This is a genomic window from Streptomyces sp. CBMA291 (genome assembly GCF_014596525.1).
GTDB lineage: Bacteria > Actinomycetota > Actinomycetes > Streptomycetales > Streptomycetaceae > Streptomyces.
Genome location: NZ_MSJP01000114.1, coordinates 138,111 through 156,836 on the forward strand (window position 1 = coordinate 138,111; position 18,726 = coordinate 156,836).

The window sequence follows — 18,726 nt, forward strand, 5'->3', positions numbered from 1 at the left end:
TGCGCCTGAACCGTGCACACATACCCATGGCGAAGCCCCTGGCGGAGGGTGGTGGGCCGGGGGCGCTCACTCCTTCGGGTGAGATCGCCGGGGGGTGTTCCGTGGTGGGGCGTGCGGTCGGGAGAATCGACGCGGCCGCAGGGGCGGACCTGTGGGCCGCAGGGCCGGTGGGCTCTGTCGGGGCTCGGGAAGGGCCGTGCATGATCCGTACGAGAGCGTTGGTCTCCGGGGGTTCCCGGCTCCGCCGGATGGCTCCGCTCGTGCTTCCCACCGCGTGGGGCGCGGTCGCCGTGGCCTGGAAGTACGGCTGCCCGCTGGCCCGGCAGCAGGGGCTGCCCATGAGAATCACCACCAGCGTCGTCTTCCTCACCGTCGGCATCGGGCTGATCGTCGGCGTCCGGCACGGTCTCGTCCGCGAGCTGGCCCGGGTGCGCGCCATCGCCACCGCCACCCAGCAGGTCCTGCTGCGCCCGCCGCCCGCCCGGCTCGACGGACTCGCCCTGGCCGCCGGGCAGTTGTCCGCTTCCCGGGGCGCCGTCGTCGGCGGCGACCTGTACGAGGCCGCCGCCACCCCCTACGGGGTACGGGTGGTCATCGGGGACGTCCGGGGCCACGGTCTCGCCGCCCTGGGCGCCGTGGTCGCGGTCCTCGGCAGCTTCCGCGAGGCCGCCCACGACGAACCCGAACTCGCAGGGGTCCTGCGCCGACTGGAGCGGGCACTGGACCGGCATCTGCGGGAGCGGGCCCGGGACGAGCACCCGGCACGCTCCGGGACGGCGCCGGAGCACCCGGTGGCGGAGGAGTTCGTGACGCTGCTGCTCCTTGAGATCCGCCCCGACGGGCGGCTGGCGGTGTTCAACTGCGGTCACCCCGGCCCGTACCGCCTCGGATCGGCGGTGGAGCGGCTGACGGTCGGCGAGCCGCTTCCCCCGCTCGGCGTCCTGCCGCTCCCGGCCGTCCTCACCCCGTACACCGCGGCCCGGCTGCTGCCCGGCGAGACCCTCGTCCTGCACACCGACGGCGCGGAGGAGGCCCGTGACCGGCGCGGCCGGTTCTTCGCCCTCGACACCGCCCTGGCCGGGGAGCCCGGCGAGCCGCCCGCCGCCCTCGTCCGACGCGTCCACACCGCGCTGCTGCACCACACGGGAGGCCGGCTGACCGACGACGTCGCCCTGCTCGTCGTACGGAACGACCGCATCCGGGTCCCGGCGCAACCCGCCGAATCCGGGCTGCGCCGACCCCGGCCCGCCCCCTCCTCCCACCGCTGAGCGGAGGGGAGCGGGGGCCGGGCGCCGCCCGCTCCGCCGGGGAGCGTCGGGCAGAGAGGCGGGCGGGCGGCGCGGACCGGGCGGCCGCCTGAACGAGGGGGGCCGGCGGCCCGGTCGTCGCCTTGCGGCGAGAGAAACAGTCAACCGGTCCGGAGGCAGGGGCGGCAGAGCACGCGGACCGGAAGCACGGGTACTCGGTTCACACCCCGTGCGAATCCCCCGGCCCGAGGGCCTGTGCTCTTTCGGCGTCGGCGTCGGCGTCGGCGTCGGTGCCGGTATCGGCGTCGGCCCCGGTGCCGGGAAACCCGTACGGCCCCGCCTCGCCCCGACCACCGCAGCCCCCGCACTCGTCCGTCCCGTACCAAATCGCCCGCCGCTACGCTGAGTTCACCGAACGACCGGAGCGGTCATGCAGCCCAACACCTTGCTCGACGCCCTGCTGGACGAAGCGGGCGTCTCCCACGCCGGACTCGCCGCCCATGTGAACCGGGCCGGTCTGGCCAGGGGGCTCGCCCTGCGCTACGAGCACACCGCCGTGGCCCGCTGGCTGAAGGGCCAGCGCCCGCGCGGCCAGGTACCCGATCTGATCTGCGAGGTGCTGGCCGCGCGGCTGCACCGGCAGGTGACCCTGGACGACATCGGCTACGGGCCGCCGGAAGGACCGCTGCCCGCGCCCGGCTCGCCGCTGTCCGGCTTCGTCGAGCGGGCGGCCGCGCTCTGGCGCTCCGACCAGCAGCAACGCCCCCATCTGGTGGGCGCGCCCGCCGTCACCGGCACCCCGGCCGTGATGCCGGTGTGGGAGTGGGAGAACCCGCCGGAGGACACCGACGTGTCCCGGACCGGCCGGACGACGGTGTCACCGGCCGACATCGCCGTCCTCGGCGCCGCCCGCACCCACTACGAGCAGATGTACCGCAAGGCCGGCGGCATCGCGACCCGCGCCCGGATCGTCGGCTTCCTCACCGCCGAGACCGCCCCGCTGCTGCGGGGCTCGTACGGCGACGCGCTGGGACGGCGGCTGCACCGGGCCACCGGCGGGCTGGTCGCGGTGGCCGGCATCTGCGCGTACGACGCCGACGCGCACGGACTGGCCCAGCGCTACTTCCACCAGGCGCTTCGGCTGGCGAAGGCGAGCGGGGACCGGGGCTTCGGCGCCTATGTGATCGCGCTGCTGGTCAACCAGTCGCTGCTCATGGGGGAGTTCCGGCAGGCGGTGGCGTTCGCGGAGGCGGCACTACGGGCGGCGGGGGCACGGATCACTCCGGCGCTCGCCGCGGACCTGACGGCGATGCAGGCGAAGGCGTACGCGCGTCTCGGCGACGGCACGGCGGCGCTGGCCTGCATCCGGCGGGCCGAGGCGGCGGCGGAGCGGATCAGACCGGGGGAGGAACCGGCCGAGACGGGGTACGTCCAGCCGGGGCTCGTCAACGTACAGGTCGCCGAGGCACTGCTCAGTCTGGGTGACCTCGCCGCGGCCCACGAGCACGCCCGAGCGGCGGTGGGGACGCCCTCGCACGACCGGGGGCGGGTGCACCGGCTCGCGATGCTGTGCCAGATCGAGCTGCGGCGGGGGGAGCCGGACGCGGCGGCGCGGACGGCCGTGGAGATGACGGAACGGGCCCGGGGAATGGAGTCGCGGCGGCTGCGGGACCGGCTGCGACAGGTCAGGCAGCAGCTGCTGGGCAGCGGTTGCGGCGAGGCGAGGGAGGCGGCGGCGTTGATCGACGGAACTCTGCGCGTTCCCCTGTAGTTCTCGAACTGCTGCCAGATCACCACCAAACCAGCACCGACCAGTCGGAAGGTGGCAAGAACGTGCAGTGGACGAAACTGAGTGAACACTCCGTCTATGAGAACCGCTGGTTCCGAGTGAACCTCGCGGACGTCGAACTACCGGACGGGCGCCGCCTCGACCACTATCTGATCCGGCTGCGGCCCGTCGCCCTCGCGACGGCGGTCAACGAAGCCGACGAAGTCCTGATGCTCTGGCGCCACCGCTTCATCACCGACAGCTGGGGCTGGGAACTCGCCGCAGGTGTCGTCGAGGACGGCGAGGACCTCGAAGCCGCCGCCGCCCGCGAGATGGAGGAGGAGACCGGCTGGCGCCCCGGACCGCTGCGCCACCTCCTCACCGTCGAACCCTCCAACGGCCTCACCGACGCCCGTCACCACCTCTACTGGACCGACCAGGCCACCTACACCGGCCCGCCCGAGGACGCCTTCGAATCCTCCCGACGCGCCTGGATCCCGCTGGAGAAGGTCCCCGAACTGATCGCCCGGGGCCGGGTCCCGGCCGCGAACACCGTCGCGGGACTGCTCCTGCTCCACCGGCTGCGCCTCGGCTGAGCACGGACGGCGAGACGGCGGACGGGCCCGTATCCGCGAGGTGCACGGATACGGGCCCGAGGCAGGGAGTGACGGGTGGGGCCGGTCAGGCGTACGGGTAGAAGCCCGAGCCCGTCTTCCGGCCGAGCCTGCCCGCGTCCACCATGCGCTGGAGCAGCGGGGGAGCGGCGTACAGCGGCTCCTTGAACTCCGAGTACATCGAGTCGGCGATCGAGGCGATCGTGTCCAGACCGATGAGGTCCGAGAGCTTCAGTGGGCCCATCGGGTGGGCGCAGCCGAACTCCATGCCGTTGTCGATGTCGTCCCGGCTCGCGATGCCCGACTCGAACATCCGGATCGCGGAGAGCAGATACGGCACGAGCAGCGCGTTCACCACGAAGCCCGACCGGTCCTGGGCGCGGATCGCGTGCTTGCCCAGCGTCTTCTCGGCGAAGGCCTGGGCCCGGCTGATCGTGCCCTCGGAGGTGGTGAGGGCCGGGATCAGCTCGACGAGCTTCTGCACCGGGGCCGGGTTGAAGAAGTGGATGCCGATGACCTGGTCGGGGCGGGAGGTCGCCACGGCCAGCTTCACCAGCGGGATGGAGGAGGTGTTCGAGGCCAGGATGGCGTCCGGGCGGGTCATCACCTGGTCGAGTACCTGGAAGATCTCGGTCTTGACCTGCTCGTTCTCCACGACCGCCTCGATGACGAGGTCGCGGTCGGCGAACTCGCCGAGATCGGTGGTGAAGCTGAGCCGCGCGAGCGTCGCGTCCCGCTCCTCCTCGGAGATCTTGCCGCGTTCGGCGGCCTTGGCCAGCGAGTTGATGAGCCGGGTACGCCCGATCTCCAGCGCTTCGCCGGTGGTCTCGGCGACCTTCACCTCAAGCCCGCTCCGGGCACACACCTCTGCGATGCCTGCGCCCATCTGGCCGCAGCCCACCACTCCGACGCGCTCAATGTCGGCCATGGAGTCCGTCACCTCGTGCCTCTCGCTCTTCTCTGGCGGCGGAGCCCCGTGTGATTCCGGTGCGTCCGCCTCGACCCCACGACGTTACCGCTCATTAACCGATGATCGATCGGCCGGGGCGGGCATGCTGTCCGGGTAGGTGTGACGTATCCGACACAGGAGGGGTACAAGTGCGGCCTATCGGCAGAAGAGGATTCGTGACGGGCGCCACCGGAGCGGCGCTCGCGGCGGCGGGTGCGGGGGCGCTCGCGAGCGCGGGCGCGGGGACGGCGTCCGCCGCCGGGACCGGGCCCGGAGCGGGATCGGGGTCCGCCGCCGGGACCGCGTCCAGAGCTGCGTCCGACGTCGGGTCCGGGGTCGGGCACGGGGGCGCCCCCGGAAGGCGTTCCGGGCGAGGCGGGAGACACCGCCGCGAGTTCCGGGGTGTGTGGATCGCCACCGTCGCCAACCGCGACTGGCCCTCCCGCCCGGGGCTCGGCGCCGGGGAGCAGCGTGCCGAACTCCTCGCCCTCCTCGACGCCGCCGTCGCCCGCCGCCTGAACACGGTCGTCCTCCAGGTCCGGCCCACCGCCGACGCCCTGTGGCCCTCGCGGTACGAGCCGTGGGCCCAGTACCTCACGGGGACGCAGGGCCGCGACCCCGGCTGGGACCCCCTCGGCACGGCCGTGGAGGAGGCCCACGCGCGGGGGCTCGAACTGCACGCCTGGTTCAACCCGTACCGCGTGGCGAACCACACGGACCCCACCCGGCTCGTCCCGGACCACCCGGCCCGGCGCCACCCCGAGTGGGTGCTGCCCTACGGCGGCAAGCTCTACTACAACCCCGGGCTTCCCGAGGTCCGCCGGTTCACCCAGGACGCGATGCTGGACGCGGTCCGGCGCTACGACGTCGACGCCGTGCACTGGGACGACTACTTCTACCCGTACCCGGTGGCCGGGCAGGTCTTCGCCGACGACGAGGCGTACGCGCGCTACGGCGGCGACTTCCCCGACAAGGCGTCCTGGCGGCGGAACAACATCGACCTGCTGGTCTCCGAGACCGCCACCCGCATCAGAAGGACCAGGCGGAACGTCGACTTCGGCATCAGCCCCTTCGGCGTCTGGCGGAACATCGCCACCGACCCCGAGGGCTCGGACACCCGCGCCGGCGTCCAGACCTACGACGACCTGTACGCCGACACCCGCAAGTGGATCAGAGAGGGCTGGATCGACTACGTCGTCCCGCAGCTGTACTGGAACATCGGCCTGCCCGCCGCCGACTACGCCAAACTGCTGCCCTGGTGGGACGCGGCCGTCCGGGACACCGGCGTACGCCTCCACATCGGCGAGGCGCTCTACAAGGCGGGCGACCCCGCCCAGCCCGCCGCCTGGCAGGACCCCGGGGAACTCTCCCGGCATCTGGACCTCGCCGCCCGGTACCCCGAGGTGTCGGGCCACTGCTACTTCGCGGCGAAGGAGGTCGCGGCGGACCCGATCGGGGCGATGGCCAGGGTCGTGGCCGACCACTACCCGACCAGGAGCCGACCGCCGAGACGACGGGGATGACCGGGCGCGGTGACCGAGTGCGGTGACTGGGTGCGGTGACCGGTTGGAGGCACCGGCCGGAGTGACCGGATGGGATGACCGGGCGGGGCGGACGGTCCGGACGTCGGACCCGGTGGGGTGACGCGAGAGCCGGATCGGGTGAGGCGGTTCAGAAGATCGTGCCGGGTCCCGCATCCGGACGGTGCCGTACGACGGTGTCGGGGCCCGGCGACATCAGGGCCTCGTGACCGTCGTCCTCGAACTTCACGCGATACGGGGGCGTGCCGTTCTCCCCCAGTACCTGAAGGACCTCGGCCGTACGGTCATGGTGACCGACGGTCCGGCCGTGCACCAGCAGTGTGTCGCCCACGTTCGCCTGCATCGGGGAGACCTCCTCGCGAGCGGGTCTTTCACCTCGGGCCTGTCCCTGCCATTGTGTCCCGTTTCCGCGCGGCGCGCCGTTCGCCGTGTCGGCCCCGGTCGCCGGACCGCTGGGTCGCCGCGATGCAGAGCAGGACGGCCACCGCCGCGACCGGAGCGGCCGACGGCAGCGTCTCGCCGAGCAGGGACACCGACCAGACCAGGGTCAGCAGCGGCTGGGCCAGCTGCAACTGGCTCGCCTTCGGAATGCCGATCGACGCCATGCCCCGGTACCAGACGTACAGACCGAAGAAGGTGGAACCGGCCGCCACCCAGACCAGACCGAGGACACCGTGCGCACTCAGCCGCACCGGCTCCACCGCGAGGGCCACCCCCGCGCCCGCCACCATCGGCGGCAGACACAGCACCAGCGCCCAGCCGATGACCTGCCAGCCGGGCATCGACCGGGCGAGCCGCCCACCCTCCGTGTATCCGGCGGCGCAGACCAGGAGCGCCCCGAACAGATACAGATCGCCCCGCGACAGCGCCCCGCCGCTCTGCTGGAGCGTGAACACGATGACCACCGCCGCACCGCCCACGGCCGCGCCCCAGAAGGTACGGGACGGGCGGCGCCCCGTACGCAGGGCGGCGAAGATCGCGGTGGTCAGCGGCAACAGGCCCACGACCACGGCGGCGTGCGAGGTGGTGGACGTCCGCAGGGCCAGGGTCGTCAGGAGCGGGAAGCCGATGACGACACCCCCGGCGACGACGGCGAGACCCGCCCAGTGGCGCCGCTCCGGCAACGGCACCCGTCCGGCCAGGAGAAACCCGCCCGCGAGGAGGGCGGCGAGCGTGGAACGCAGGGTCACCAGCGACCAGGGGCCGAAGCTTTCGAGCCCCCAGACGGTCGACGGGAAGGTCAGGGAGAAGGCCACGACACCGAGCACGGCGAGCAGAGTGCCGCGCCGGAGGGGGTCGACTCCTGCCGGAGCGGCGGGGCTTGAACCTGGAGGGGGTGGGGTGGCGGGGACCGGGGCGGCCGGGGACGGGTGGGTGAGGGTTGGGGTGGCCGGGGATGCGGTGGCTGGGGACGGGTGGGGCAGGGGTGAGGTGTCTGGGGATGGGATGCCTGGAGACGAGGTGCCTGAGGACAGGGCTGAGGGGGCCCGGTCGGCAGGACTCGGGTCGGCGGAGCCCGGGTGGGAGGTGCCCGGTTCGGCCGGGGTGACAGGGGCCGGGGCGATGGGGCTCGGGTCGGCGGGGGCCGTCGTGGCGGCTTCGCCGGGAGCGGTGACCGTTATCGCCGAAGTGGCAGTAGCGCTACTCTGTTCTCTCATGAATGAGCGTAGCAGTGTCACGGAACTGGCGCAGGCCCTGAAATCCGAGCTGAACCGCTACTCTCCTGGCGGAAAGCTGCCGTCCAGCCGGGCACTCGTCGAGCGCTACCGGGTCTCCCCGGTGACCGTCACCCGCGCCCTCGCACAGCTCGCCGCCGAAGGACTCGTCGTCACCCGCCCCGGCGCCGGCGCCTTCCGTGCCGAACCCCGCACCACACCCGCCGCCACCGGAGACACCTCCTGGCAGGAAGTCGCCCTCAGCGCCGACACCGCCACCGAACTCGTCCCCCGAGCCGTCGACGCCTCCGGAGTCCTCGCCACCCTCTCCGCGCCCCCGCCCGGCGTGATCGAGTTCAACGGCGGCTACCTCCACCCCTCCCTCCAGCCCGAACGAGCCCTCGCCGCCGCCCTCGCCCGCGCCGGACGCCGCCCCGGAGCCTGGAGCAGGCCCCCCACCGACGGTCTGCCCGAACTGCGCGACTGGTTCGCCCGCGAGATCGGCGGCGGCGTCACTGCGGCCGAGATCCTCATCACCGCCGGCGGTCAGTCCGCCATCACCACCGCCCTGCGCGCCCTCGCTCCGCCCGGCACCCCCGTCCTGGTGGAATCGCCCACCTACCCCGGTATGCTCGCCGTCGCCCGAGCCGCCGGACTCCGGCCGGTACCCGTACCGGTCGACGCCGACGGCGTCCGCCCCGACCTCCTCGAAGCCGCCTTCCGCGCCACCGGCGCCCGCGTCCTCGTCTGCCAGCCGCTCTTCCAGAACCCCACCGGCGCGGTCCTCGCCCCGGAACGCCGCCGCGAGATCATCCGAATCGCCCGCGCCGCCGGAGCCTTCGTCGTCGAGGACGACTTCGCCCGCCGCCTCGTCCACGAGGACGCGCCCCCACTGCCCGCCCCGCTCGCCGCCGACGACCCCGACGGCGTCGTCGTCCACATCTGCTCACTGACGAAGATCACCTCGCCCAGCCTCCGGGTCGGCGCCCTCGCCGCCCGGGGACCCGTCCTCGAACGCCTCCGGGCCATCCAGATCGTCGACAGCTTCTTCGTCCCCCGCCCCCTCCAGGAAGCCGCGCTCGAACTCGTCGGCTCCCCCTCCTGGCCCCGGCACCTGAGGGCCGTCGCCCAGGAACTCGGAAACCGCCGGGACATCCTGCGCGGCGCGATCGCCCACCGGCTGCCCGCCCTCGCCCTGCCCCACGTCCCCTACGGCGGCTACCACCTCTGGCTCCGCCTCCCCGACACCCTGCCCGAGGCCGCCCTGCTCGCCGCCGCCCTGCGAGCCGGAGTCTCCGCCGCCCCCGGCCGCCCCTACTTCTGCGCCGAACCCCCCGCAGGCCACCTCCGCCTGAGCTTCGCGGGCGTCGCGACCCCCACCGAAATCACAGAAGGCGTACGCCGCCTGCGCACGGCCCTGGACGAACTCGGGGGATGACTCGGGGGAGCGGGGCGGGGACGGGGCGGGGGAGTGGAGGTGGGGGTGGGGGTAGGGGTGGAAATTTCCATCGTCGAACTCCGCCGGGGGAGGGGCCCCGCCCCCCCTACCCCCCCACCCCCTCCCCCCCCACCCCCTCCCCGCCCCTCCCTCGCCACCCTCTCCCTCCCCGTCTCGGCAAATTCACCTGACAATTCCCGTCCCCGCTGCGACTCTTCGCCCATGAGCGACAGCACGATCACCAACAGCGCGACTGCGGAACCTGCCCTGACGCACGGCATCTACGACATCTCGGCCGATGCGGGGCGGATCGATGCCGAGCGTGTCCATCACTGGCTCTCCACGGACGCCTACTGGGCCATGGGGCGGCCCCGGGAGAAGCAGGACCGGGCCATCGAGGGCTCGCTCAACTTCGGCGCGTACCACCGTGAGACCGGCGAGATCGCCGCCTACGCCCGGGTCGTCACCGACTACGCCACCTTCGCCTGGCTCTGTGACGTCTACGTCGACCGGCCCGCCCGTGGCACCGGTCTCGGCACCGCGCTCGTCACCGCCGTCCGGGACCACCTCGCTCCGTACGGGCTGCGCCGGATCCTGCTCGCCACGGCCGATGCCCACGGCGTCTACGAGAAGGTCGGCTTCACCCCCCTCCAGATCCCGGACAAGTGGATGGTTCTCGGGCAGCCGTAACCTGAGTCCCCGCAGCCCCGGGGGCCGACCTCTTGACCCTTGGCGTCCCCGGCCTCACGATCGCGCCCATGAGTCTTCGGGTGACGCTCGTCACAGCGGCACGCAGCTCCTCTCTGCTCGCCGAACGGTTCGACGATGATCGGCCTCTCGACGAGGCCGGGTGGTACGACGTCCAGCTCGCCGCGCCCGCGCTCATCCCGCTCGGCGCGGCCGAACTGCGCTACTGCTCCCCGACCCCGCGCTGCCGCGCCACCGGCACCGCCCTTGGCTACGCGCCCCTCGCCCAGCCGGCCCTGCGCGACTGCGACATGGGCCGCTGGCGGGGACGGACCCTCACCGAGGTCGCCGCCCTCGAACCGGCCGCCGTCGACGCCTGGCTGACCGACGCCCGCACCGCTCCGCACGGCGGCGAACCCCTCCTCGCCTTCATCGCCAGGATCGGGAACTGGCTCGACACCCGCCCCGCCGAGGACGGCGCCATCGTCGCCGTCGCCGAGCCCGCCGTCGTACGGGCCGCCCTCGTCTACGCCCTGAAGGCGCCACCCGCCGCCTACTGGAACGTGGACGTCCGCCCCCTCTCCACCGTCACCCTGACCGGCCGCCCCGGCCTCTGGCACCTCCGGCTCGACGCCGCCGCGCACTGACGACCTTCCCGGCTCGACGCCGCAGCGCACGGAGGGAAGCCCGCGACCGGCTAGCCTGGGCAGCACGATGAACCGTCTGACCACGTCATGGGGCGCCTTCACGCTCACCCGCCACCCCGAGGACCCGCGCGACCAGCTCCGTGCCTGGGACGCGTCCGACGAGTACCTTCTCGACCATCTGGCCGAGAGCGGCACCGACCTCTCCGGCAGCGTCGCCGTGCTCGGCGACCGCTGGGGAGCCCTCGTCACCGCCCTGCACTCCGCCGGGCCCGCCGAACTCGTCCAGATCTCCGACTCGTATCTGGGCCGCCGTGCCACCCGCACCAACCTCGCGCGCGCCGGAGCCGCCCGGGACGCCGTCCGGCTGCTCACCACCCAGGACCCGCCGCCCGAGCGGATCGACGTCCTCCTCGTCCGCGTCCCCAAGAGCCTCGCGCTCCTGGAGGACCAGCTGCACCGGCTGGCGCCCGCCGTGCACGAGGGCACCGTGATCGTCGGCACCGGCATGGTCAAGGAGATCCACACCTCCACCCTCCGGCTCTTCGAGCGGATCATCGGCCCCACCCGGACCTCGCTCGCGGTGAAGAAGGCCCGGCTGATCCACGCCACCCCGGATCCGGCCCTCACCCCGCGCCCCAACCCCTGGCCGCACCGGTACGACCTCCCGGCCGACACCCCCGCGCCCGGCCTCCCCGGCCTGACGGTCGCCAACCACGCCGGCGTCTTCTGCGCCGACCGCCTCGACATCGGCACCCGCTTCCTCCTCGCCAATCTGCCCGGCCGCGTCGGCCAGGCCAAGGTCGCCGACCTCGGCTGCGGCAACGGCGTGGTCGGTCTCGCCATCGCCCTCCACGAGCCCGAAGCGGAACTCGTCTTCACCGACGAGTCGTATCAGGCGGTCGCCTCCGCCGAGGAGAACTTCCGCACCCACCTCGGCCCGAACCGCCCGGCCGAGTTCCTCGTCGGCGACGGTCTCGCCGACCTGCCCACCGGCTCCGTGGACCTCGTCCTCAACAACCCGCCGTTCCACACCCACCAGGCCACCACCGACCGGACCGCCCGCCGCATGTTCACCGATGCCCGGCGCGCCCTGCGCCCCGGAGGTGAACTGTGGGTCGTCGGCAACCGGCACCTCGGCTACCACGTCACCCTGCGCCGTATCTTCGGCAACAGCGAACTCGTCGCGAGCGACGCGAAGTTCGTCGTCCTGCGCGCGGTGCGGCGCAAGTAGCCTTTCGCCGCCGGGGAGCGGGGTGTCACGGGGCCGGTGTCCCGTGGCACCCCGCCCTCATATGTTCCAGCTGCGGGAGCACAGGACGAGCCGGTATCCGTCGGGGTCGGCGACGGTGACCCCGTACTCGTCCCAGTACGGATTGTGCGAGGCCACCCGCGTGCCGCCCGCGTCGACCAGCCGCCGCACCTGCTCCTCCTCGACCGGCTCCCCGAGGTAGACGACGAAGAGGTCCTCCACGGTCGGGGTGGGCTCCAGCGGATTCTCCGGGTCGAAGGTCAGCTCGAAGTGCCAGCCGCCGTCCGCGGGGCCGACCATCAGCAGATCGTGCTCGCCCGGGGCGCTCGCGGTGCTCCGCCACAGCACCGCGAGCCCGAGCCCGTCGACGTAGAACCGCTCGGCGGCGGCCAGGTCCCGTGAGGGGCGGGCGACCCGCACCCGCGTCAGCGCATCGATGATCATGCCTCAAGGCTAGGACCGGCGGGGTGCGCCGTCCTCAGGGATGACCCTGGCCCGTCACGGATCCGACCCCGAGAAACGGTTCGGGGGCGGGCTCAGGGGCGCACATGGGCTCGGACAGGGGGCGGGCGCGGGGCGGAAGACGGGGCCACGGTCCCGGACCGGCCCAAACTCCAGCCCCCGCAGCCCGTACAACCCCGCCCCAACCCCCTACACCCCCCAACTCCACACCCCTCACACCCCCGCACCCCAACCCCCCCCTGCAACCCCGCACCCCAACCCCCCTGCACCCCCCGCCCCAACCCAAAGGACCGCCCCGACGCGAGCTGCGTCGGGGCGGTCCTTTGGGATCAGGCGGGCGCGGGGCCCACGGGTCAGTCGTTGCCGAGTTCCATCGCGGCGCGGTCCAGCAGCTCGTCGTCGTCGGAGACCTCGCCGCGGGAGGCGATGGCCTCCGCGCCGCCCTCGGGCATGCTGCCGATCAGACCGGTCGCGGCGGCCTGGGCGGCACCGATGGCCGGGTTGGAGGTGCCGATCAGGCCGAGGCCCGCGTACTGCTCCAGCTTGGCGCGGGAGTCGGCGATGTCGAGGTTCCGCATGGTGAGCTGGCCGATCCGGTCGGACGGGCCGAAGGCCGAGTCCTCGGTGCGCTCCATGGACAGCTTGTCCGGGTGGTAGCTGAACGCCGGGCCCCGGGTGTCGAGGATCGAGTAGTCCTCGCCCCGCCGCAGCCGCAGCGTGACCTCGCCGGTGACGGCCGCGCCGACCCAGCGCTGGAGGGACTCGCGGACCATGAGCGCCTGCGGGTCCAGCCACCGGCCCTCGTACATGAGCCGGCCGAGGCGACGGCCCTCGTTGTGGTACTGGGCGAGGGTGTCCTCGTTGTGGATCGCGTTGACCAGCCGCTCGTAGGCGGCGTGCAGCAGGGCCATGCCGGGGGCCTCGTAGATGCCCCGGCTCTTGGCCTCGATGATCCGGTTCTCGATCTGGTCCGACATGCCCATGCCGTGGCGGCCGCCGATGGCGTTGGCCTCCATGACGAGGTCGACGGCGGAGGCGAACTCCTTGCCGTCGATGGTCACCGGGCGGCCCTGGTCGAAGCCGATGGTGACGTCCTCGGCGGCGATCTCGACCGAGGGGTCCCAGAAGCGGACGCCCATGATCGGCTCGACGGTCTCGACGCCGGTGTCCAGGTGCTCCAGGGTCTTGGCCTCGTGGGTGGCGCCCCAGATGTTGGCGTCGGTGGAGTACGCCTTCTCGGTGCTGTCCCGGTAGGGCAGGCCGTGGGCGACCAGCCACTCGGACATCTCCTTGCGGCCGCCCAGCTCGGTCACGAAGTTCGTGTCCAGCCAGGGCTTGTAGATCCGCAGGTGTGGGTTGGCGAGGAGACCGTAGCGGTAGAACCGCTCGATGTCGTTGCCCTTGAAGGTGGAGCCGTCGCCCCAGATCTGGACGTCGTCCTCCAGCATCGCCCGGACCAGCAGCGTGCCGGTGACGGCACGGCCGAGGGGGGTGGTGTTGAAGTAGGCGCGACCGCCGGAGCGGATGTGGAACGCTCCGCAGGTGAGCGCGGCAAGACCCTCCTCGACCAGCGCCGCACGGCAGTCGACCAGGCGCGCGACCTCGGCGCCGTAGGTCTTGGCGCGGCCGGGCACCGAGGCGATGTCGGGCTCGTCGTACTGGCCGATGTCGGCGGTGTAGGTGCACGGGATGGCGCCCTTGTCGCGCATCCATGCGACGGCGACAGAGGTGTCGAGGCCGCCGGAGAAGGCGATGCCGACGCGCTCGCCGGCGGGCAGGGAGGTGAGGACCTTGGACATGGGAAGAGTATGCATCATCTCGCATGGTCATGCAAAGGGATGTTTTCCCGCGCCCCTTCAGCCTCTCCCTCCGTGCCCGTTTTCGCGCGCGGGCGGATCCTTGACCTGTGGGGCGGGGAAGGGTTCCGGTGTGGCGGTGAGGCCGTCCGTCGATCGAAATCCCTGATCACGACCCCCGCCCCCACTCCAGTGCGTTGCATAAAAGTGCGTACCCACGTATAGTCATGCCATCTATAAGGAGGGTGCTTCGATGACGGTACGAGTAGCAGTGGCGGGTGCGAGCGGATACGCGGGCGGAGAGCTTCTGCGTCTCCTCCTCACTCACCCGCACGTGGAGATCGGCGCCCTGACCGGCCACTCCAACGCCGGTCAGCGGCTCGGGGCGGTCCAGCCCCACCTGCTGCCGCTCGCCGACCGCGTCCTCGTGCCCACCACCGCCGAGGAACTCGCCGGACACGACGTCGTCTTCCTCGCCCTGCCCCACGGACAGTCCGCCGCCGTCGCCGAACAGCTCGGACCGGACGTCCTCGTCGTCGACATGGGCGCCGACTTCCGGCTCAAGGAGCCCGGCGACTGGGAGGCGTACTACGGCTCCCCGCACGCCGGGACCTGGCCCTACGGCCTCCCCGAGCTGCCCGGCGCCCGCGCCGCCCTCGAAGGGACCAAGCGGATCGCGGTGCCCGGCTGCTACCCCACCGCCGTCTCGCTCGCGCTCTTCCCCGCGTACGAGAACGGACTCGCCGAGCCCGAAGCCGTGATCGTCGCCGCCTCCGGCACCTCAGGCGCGGGCAAGGCGCCCAAGCCGCACCTGCTCGGCAGCGAGGTCATGGGCAGCATGTCCCCGTACGGCGTCGGCGGCGTCCACCGGCACACCCCCGAGATGATCCAGAACCTCAGCGCACCGGCGGGGGAGCGGGTCACCGTCTCCTTCACGCCCACCCTGGCGCCGATGGCCCGCGGCATCCTCGCCACCTGCACCGCCGCCGCGAAGCCCGGCGTCACCGCCGAGACCGTCCGCGCCGCCTACGAGAAGGCCTTCGCCGACGAGCCCTTCGTCCATCTGCTGCCCGAGGGGCAGTGGCCGTCGACGGCGTCCGTCTACGGTTCCAACGCCGTTCAGGTCCAGGTCACGTACGACCCGGCGGCGAACCGGATCATCGCGATCAGCGCCATCGACAACCTCGCCAAGGGCACCGCCGGCGGCGCGGTGCAGAGCATGAACATCGCCCTCGGGCTCCCCGAGGCCACCGGACTTCCCGTCGCGGGAGTCGCTCCGTGAGCGACGCGCCCACGGCCACCGGTCCGCAGACGAAGCCCCCGTCCCCGTGCCACGCGGGCACCGACGGGGCGACCCCCCGGGCAACGGCCCCGGGGAAGAACGGAGAGACACAGTGAGCGTCACCGCAGCGAAGGGATTCACGGCGGCGGGCATCGCCGCCGGGATCAAGCAGAACGGCAACCCGGACCTGGCCCTCGTGGTCAACACCGGACCGCGCCGCGCCGCCGCGGGAGTCTTCACCTCCAACCGCGTCAAGGCCGCCCCCGTCGTCTGGTCCCAGCAGGTCCTCGCCGACGGCGAACTGACCGCCGTCGTCCTCAACTCCGGCGGCGCCAACGCCTGCACCGGCCCCCAGGGCTTCCAGGACACCCACGCCACCGCCGAGAAGGTCGCCGAAGTCCTCACCGCCCAGGGCACGGAGACCGGCGCGGGCGACGTCGCCGTCGCCTCCACCGGCCTCATCGGCATCCTCCTCCCCATGGACAAGCTCCTCCCCGGCGTCGAGAAGGCCGCCGCCGAACTGTCCGAGCACGGCGGCGAGAAGGCCGCCATCGCCATCAAGACCACCGACACCGTCCACAAGACCGCCGTCGCCGGCGGCGACGGCTGGACCGTCGGCGGCATGGCCAAGGGCGCGGGCATGCTCGCCCCCGGCCTCGCCACCATGCTCGTCGTCCTCACCACCGACGCCGACGTGGACGCCGAAGGCCTCGACAGCGCCCTGCGCGACGCCACCCGCGTCACCTTCGACCGGGTCGACTCCGACGGCTGCATGTCCACCAACGACACCGTCCTCCTCCTCGCCTCCGGCGCCTCCGGCGTCACCCCCGCCCAGGACGCCTTCGACGAGGCCGTCCGGACCGTCTGCGACGACCTGGCCCGCCAGCTCATCGGCGACGCCGAGGGCGCCAGCAAGGACATCCGGATCGAGGTGGTCAACGCGGCCACCGAGGACGACGCCGTCGAGGTGGGACGCTCCATCGCCCGCAACAACCTCCTCAAGTGCGCCATCCACGGCGAGGACCCCAACTGGGGCCGGGTGCTCTCCGCCATCGGCACCACCCGCGCCGCCTTCGAACCCGACCGGCTGAACGTCGCCATCAACGGCGTCTGGGTCTGCAAGAACGGCTCCGTCGGCGAGGACCGCGACCTCGTCGACATGCGCTACCGGGAGGTCGTCATCACCGCCGACCTGGCCGCCGGCACCGAGTCCGCCGTCATCTGGGCGAACGACCTCACCGCCGACTACGTCCACGAGAACAGCGCGTACGCGTCATGACCGACGACTCCACGAACCAGACGCGGAAGCACACGGCCCTCCCCAAGGCGGAGATCCTCATCGAGGCGCTGCCCTGGCTGACACGGCACAACGGCAAGACGGTCGTCATCAAGTTCGGCGGCAACGCCATGATCGACGACGACCTCAAGGCCGCCTTCGCCCAGGACGTCGTCTTCCTGCGCCAGGCCGGTCTCAAGCCGGTCGTCGTGCACGGCGGCGGCCCCCAGATCAGCGCCGCCCTCGACCGCCACGGCATCGCCAGCGAGTTCAAGGCGGGCCTGCGCGTCACCACCGAGGACGCCATGGACGTCGTACGGATGGTCCTCGCGGGCCAGGTGCAGCGCGAACTCGTCGGGCTGCTCAACCAGCACGGCCCACTCGCCGTCGGCCTCACCGGCGAGGACGCCCACACCATCACCGCACGCAAGCACCAGCCGCTCGTCGACGGCGAACGGATCGACATCGGCCGGGTCGGCGAGATCACCGCCATCGACACCGGCGCCATCAAGGCACTCCTGGAGGACGGCCGTATCCCGGTCATCTCCTCCATCGCCCGCTCCCAGGACGACGGACATGTCTACAACGTCAATGCTGATACGGCGGCTGCGGCACTCGCTGCGGCGCTGGGCGCCGAGACCCTGATGGTCCTGACCGACGTCGAGGGCCTCTACGAGGACTGGCCCCACAGCGACGAGGTCATCAGCCGGCTCACCGCCGGCCAGCTGGAGAAGCTGCTGCCCGAACTCTCCAGCGGCATGGTCCCCAAGATGGAGGGGTGCCTGCACGCCGTCCGCAACGGGGTCACCACGGCCCGCGTCATCGACGGACGCGTCCAGCACTCCATCCTGCTGGAGATCTTCACCGACGAGGGCATCGGCACGATGGTCGTGCCCGACGGACAGGGGGAATCATGAGCAACGAGCAACTGATCCAGCGGTGGCAGGGCTCGCTGATGGACAACTACGGCACCCCCGCCCTGCCCCTCGTCCGCGGCGAAGGCGCCACCGTCTGGGACGCCGAAGGCAACGCCTACCTGGACTTCGTCGGCGGTATCGCCGTCAACGCCCTCGGCCACGCCCACCCGGCGATCGTCGAGGCCGTCACCCGGCAGGTCCAGAGCCTCGGCCACGTCTCCAACCTCTTCGTCGCCGAGCCGCCCGTCGCCCTCGCCGAACGGCTCCTCGCCCTCTTCGACCGCCCCGGCAAGGTCTTCTTCTGCAACTCGGGCGCCGAGGCCAACGAAGCCGCGTTCAAGATCGGCCGGCTCACCGGACGCACCCGGATGGTGGCCACCCAGGGCGGCTTCCACGGCCGGACCATGGGCTCCCTCGCCCTCACCGGCCAGCCCGGCAAGCAGACCCCGTTCCTGCCGCTCCCCGGCGACGTCACCCACGTCCCGTACGGTGACGCCGACGCCCTGCGCGCCGCCGTCACCGAGGAGACCGCGCTCGTGATCATCGAGCCGATCCAGGGCGAGAACGGCGTCGTCGTCCCGCCCCCCGGCTACCTCAAGGCCGCCCGGGAGATCACCCGTGCCACCGGCACCCTCCTCGTCCTCGACGAGGTCCAGACGGGCACCGGCCGCACCGGCCACTGGTTCGAGCACCAGGCCCACGAAGGCGTCGACCCCGACGTCGTCACCCTCGCCAAGGGACTCGGCGGCGGGCTTCCGCTCGGCGCGACGGTCGCCTTCGGACCGGCGGCGGAGCTTTTCGGCCCCGGGCACCACGGCACCACCTTCGGCGGCAACCCGATCGCCTGCGCCGCCGGACTCGCCGTCCTGGACACCCTGGCCGCCGACGCCGCCCTCGACCACGTCAAGGCCGTCGGGGAGCGGCTGCGGCGGGGAATCGAGGGTCTGGGCCACCCGCTGGTCTCCCACGTCCGTGGTGCGGGCCTCCTGCTGGGTATCGTGCTCACGGAGCCCCTCGCACCCCAGGTGCAGAAGGCGGCTCAGGACGCCGGCCTCCTGGTGAACGCGCCCGCCCCCGACGTCGTACGGATCATGCCTCCGCTGATCCTCACCGACGCCCAGGCGGACACCTTCCTCAAGACCCTGCCCGGAGTCCTCGACGTGGCGAACGGGCAAGCACGAACCGGAGAATGAGACGA

Annotated in this window: 17 protein-coding genes; 12 read left to right on the plus strand and 5 right to left on the minus strand. The window is 72.5% G+C overall.

The window, feature by feature from the left end; genetic code table 11:
* The first annotated feature begins 200 nt into the window (after positions 1-200).
* The 3 genes from BU197_RS28910 to BU197_RS28920 all read left to right on the plus strand — a co-directional run bounded on the left by BU197_RS28910 (position 201) and on the right by BU197_RS28920 (position 3,611).
* Positions 201-1,268 carry a PP2C family protein-serine/threonine phosphatase gene (locus tag BU197_RS28910; protein ID WP_188271277.1) on the plus strand — a complete coding sequence of 356 codons (1,068 nt, stop codon included), beginning with the start codon at positions 201-203 and terminating at the stop codon, positions 1,266-1,268.
* 409 nt (positions 1,269-1,677) lie between these two features.
* Positions 1,678-3,018 (plus strand): transcriptional regulator, encoded by a 1,341-nt coding sequence (locus tag BU197_RS28915; RefSeq protein ID WP_188271278.1) that lies wholly within the window; start codon positions 1,678-1,680, stop codon positions 3,016-3,018.
* Positions 3,019-3,080: 62 nt separating this feature from the next.
* A complete protein-coding gene (locus tag BU197_RS28920) occupies positions 3,081-3,611 on the plus strand; it encodes an NUDIX domain-containing protein (RefSeq protein ID WP_188271279.1) in 531 nt (176 codons plus the stop codon).
* A gap of 85 nt (positions 3,612-3,696) precedes the next feature.
* Here the strand turns inward: BU197_RS28920 and BU197_RS28925 are convergent, their stop codons facing one another.
* Positions 3,697-4,557, minus strand: coding sequence for a 3-hydroxybutyryl-CoA dehydrogenase (locus BU197_RS28925; RefSeq protein WP_188271280.1), 861 nt, complete (start codon positions 4,555-4,557; stop codon positions 3,697-3,699).
* 170 nt (positions 4,558-4,727) lie between these two features.
* Between BU197_RS28925 and BU197_RS28930 the strand changes: the two genes are divergently transcribed.
* Positions 4,728-6,101 (plus strand): glycoside hydrolase family 10 protein, encoded by a 1,374-nt coding sequence (locus BU197_RS28930; protein WP_411158549.1) that lies wholly within the window; start codon positions 4,728-4,730, stop codon positions 6,099-6,101.
* Between the two features lie 148 nt (positions 6,102-6,249).
* Here the strand turns inward: BU197_RS28930 and BU197_RS28935 are convergent, their stop codons facing one another.
* Both BU197_RS28935 and BU197_RS28940 read right to left on the minus strand, forming a co-directional pair.
* Complete coding sequence (locus tag BU197_RS28935; RefSeq protein ID WP_188271282.1) at positions 6,250-6,462, minus strand: DUF1918 domain-containing protein; 213 nt, start codon at positions 6,460-6,462, stop codon at positions 6,250-6,252.
* Between the two features lie 28 nt (positions 6,463-6,490).
* Positions 6,491-7,396 carry a DMT family transporter gene (locus tag BU197_RS28940; protein WP_188271316.1) on the minus strand — a complete coding sequence of 302 codons (906 nt, stop codon included), beginning with the start codon at positions 7,394-7,396 and terminating at the stop codon, positions 6,491-6,493.
* Between the two features lie 379 nt (positions 7,397-7,775).
* On the opposite strand from BU197_RS28940, the gene BU197_RS28945 reads away from it, so the two are divergent.
* The 4 genes from BU197_RS28945 to BU197_RS28960 all read left to right on the plus strand — a co-directional run bounded on the left by BU197_RS28945 (position 7,776) and on the right by BU197_RS28960 (position 11,777).
* A complete protein-coding gene (locus BU197_RS28945) occupies positions 7,776-9,212 on the plus strand; it encodes a PLP-dependent aminotransferase family protein (RefSeq protein WP_188271283.1) in 1,437 nt (478 codons plus the stop codon).
* A 222-nt stretch (positions 9,213-9,434) separates the two neighbouring features.
* Positions 9,435-9,902: a GNAT family N-acetyltransferase gene (locus BU197_RS28950; RefSeq protein ID WP_188271284.1), complete on the plus strand. Its 468-nt coding sequence runs from the start codon at positions 9,435-9,437 to the stop codon at positions 9,900-9,902.
* Between the two features lie 68 nt (positions 9,903-9,970).
* On the plus strand, positions 9,971-10,546 hold the full coding sequence (locus tag BU197_RS28955; RefSeq protein ID WP_188271285.1) for a histidine phosphatase family protein: 576 nt from the start codon (positions 9,971-9,973) through the stop codon (positions 10,544-10,546).
* 67 nt (positions 10,547-10,613) lie between these two features.
* A complete protein-coding gene (locus BU197_RS28960) occupies positions 10,614-11,777 on the plus strand; it encodes a methyltransferase (RefSeq protein WP_188271286.1) in 1,164 nt (387 codons plus the stop codon).
* A gap of 57 nt (positions 11,778-11,834) precedes the next feature.
* Here BU197_RS28960 and BU197_RS28965 read toward each other — a convergent pair whose 3' ends face one another.
* On the minus strand, positions 11,835-12,239 hold the full coding sequence (locus tag BU197_RS28965; RefSeq protein WP_188271287.1) for a VOC family protein: 405 nt from the start codon (positions 12,237-12,239) through the stop codon (positions 11,835-11,837).
* Between the two features lie 371 nt (positions 12,240-12,610).
* A complete protein-coding gene (argG, locus tag BU197_RS28970; RefSeq protein WP_188271288.1) occupies positions 12,611-14,056 on the minus strand; it encodes an argininosuccinate synthase in 1,446 nt (481 codons plus the stop codon).
* 250 nt (positions 14,057-14,306) lie between these two features.
* Here argG and argC point away from each other — a divergent pair, with 250 nt between their 5' ends.
* The 4 genes from argC (at position 14,307) to BU197_RS28990 (ending at position 18,721) form a co-directional block, all read left to right on the plus strand.
* Positions 14,307-15,335: an N-acetyl-gamma-glutamyl-phosphate reductase gene (argC, locus tag BU197_RS28975; protein ID WP_188271289.1), complete on the plus strand. Its 1,029-nt coding sequence runs from the start codon at positions 14,307-14,309 to the stop codon at positions 15,333-15,335.
* A 112-nt stretch (positions 15,336-15,447) separates the two neighbouring features.
* Positions 15,448-16,614: a bifunctional glutamate N-acetyltransferase/amino-acid acetyltransferase ArgJ gene (argJ, locus tag BU197_RS28980; RefSeq protein ID WP_188271290.1), complete on the plus strand. Its 1,167-nt coding sequence runs from the start codon at positions 15,448-15,450 to the stop codon at positions 16,612-16,614.
* The gene (argB, locus tag BU197_RS28985; protein ID WP_188271291.1) at positions 16,611-17,528 is read left to right on the plus strand and encodes an acetylglutamate kinase; all 918 of its coding nucleotides are present in this window, start codon (positions 16,611-16,613) and stop codon (positions 17,526-17,528) included. The genes argJ and argB overlap by 4 nt, the downstream gene beginning before the upstream one ends.
* The gene (locus BU197_RS28990; RefSeq protein ID WP_188271292.1) at positions 17,525-18,721 is read left to right on the plus strand and encodes an acetylornithine transaminase; all 1,197 of its coding nucleotides are present in this window, start codon (positions 17,525-17,527) and stop codon (positions 18,719-18,721) included. The genes argB and BU197_RS28990 overlap by 4 nt, the downstream gene beginning before the upstream one ends.
* Positions 18,722-18,726 lie beyond the last annotated feature (5 nt).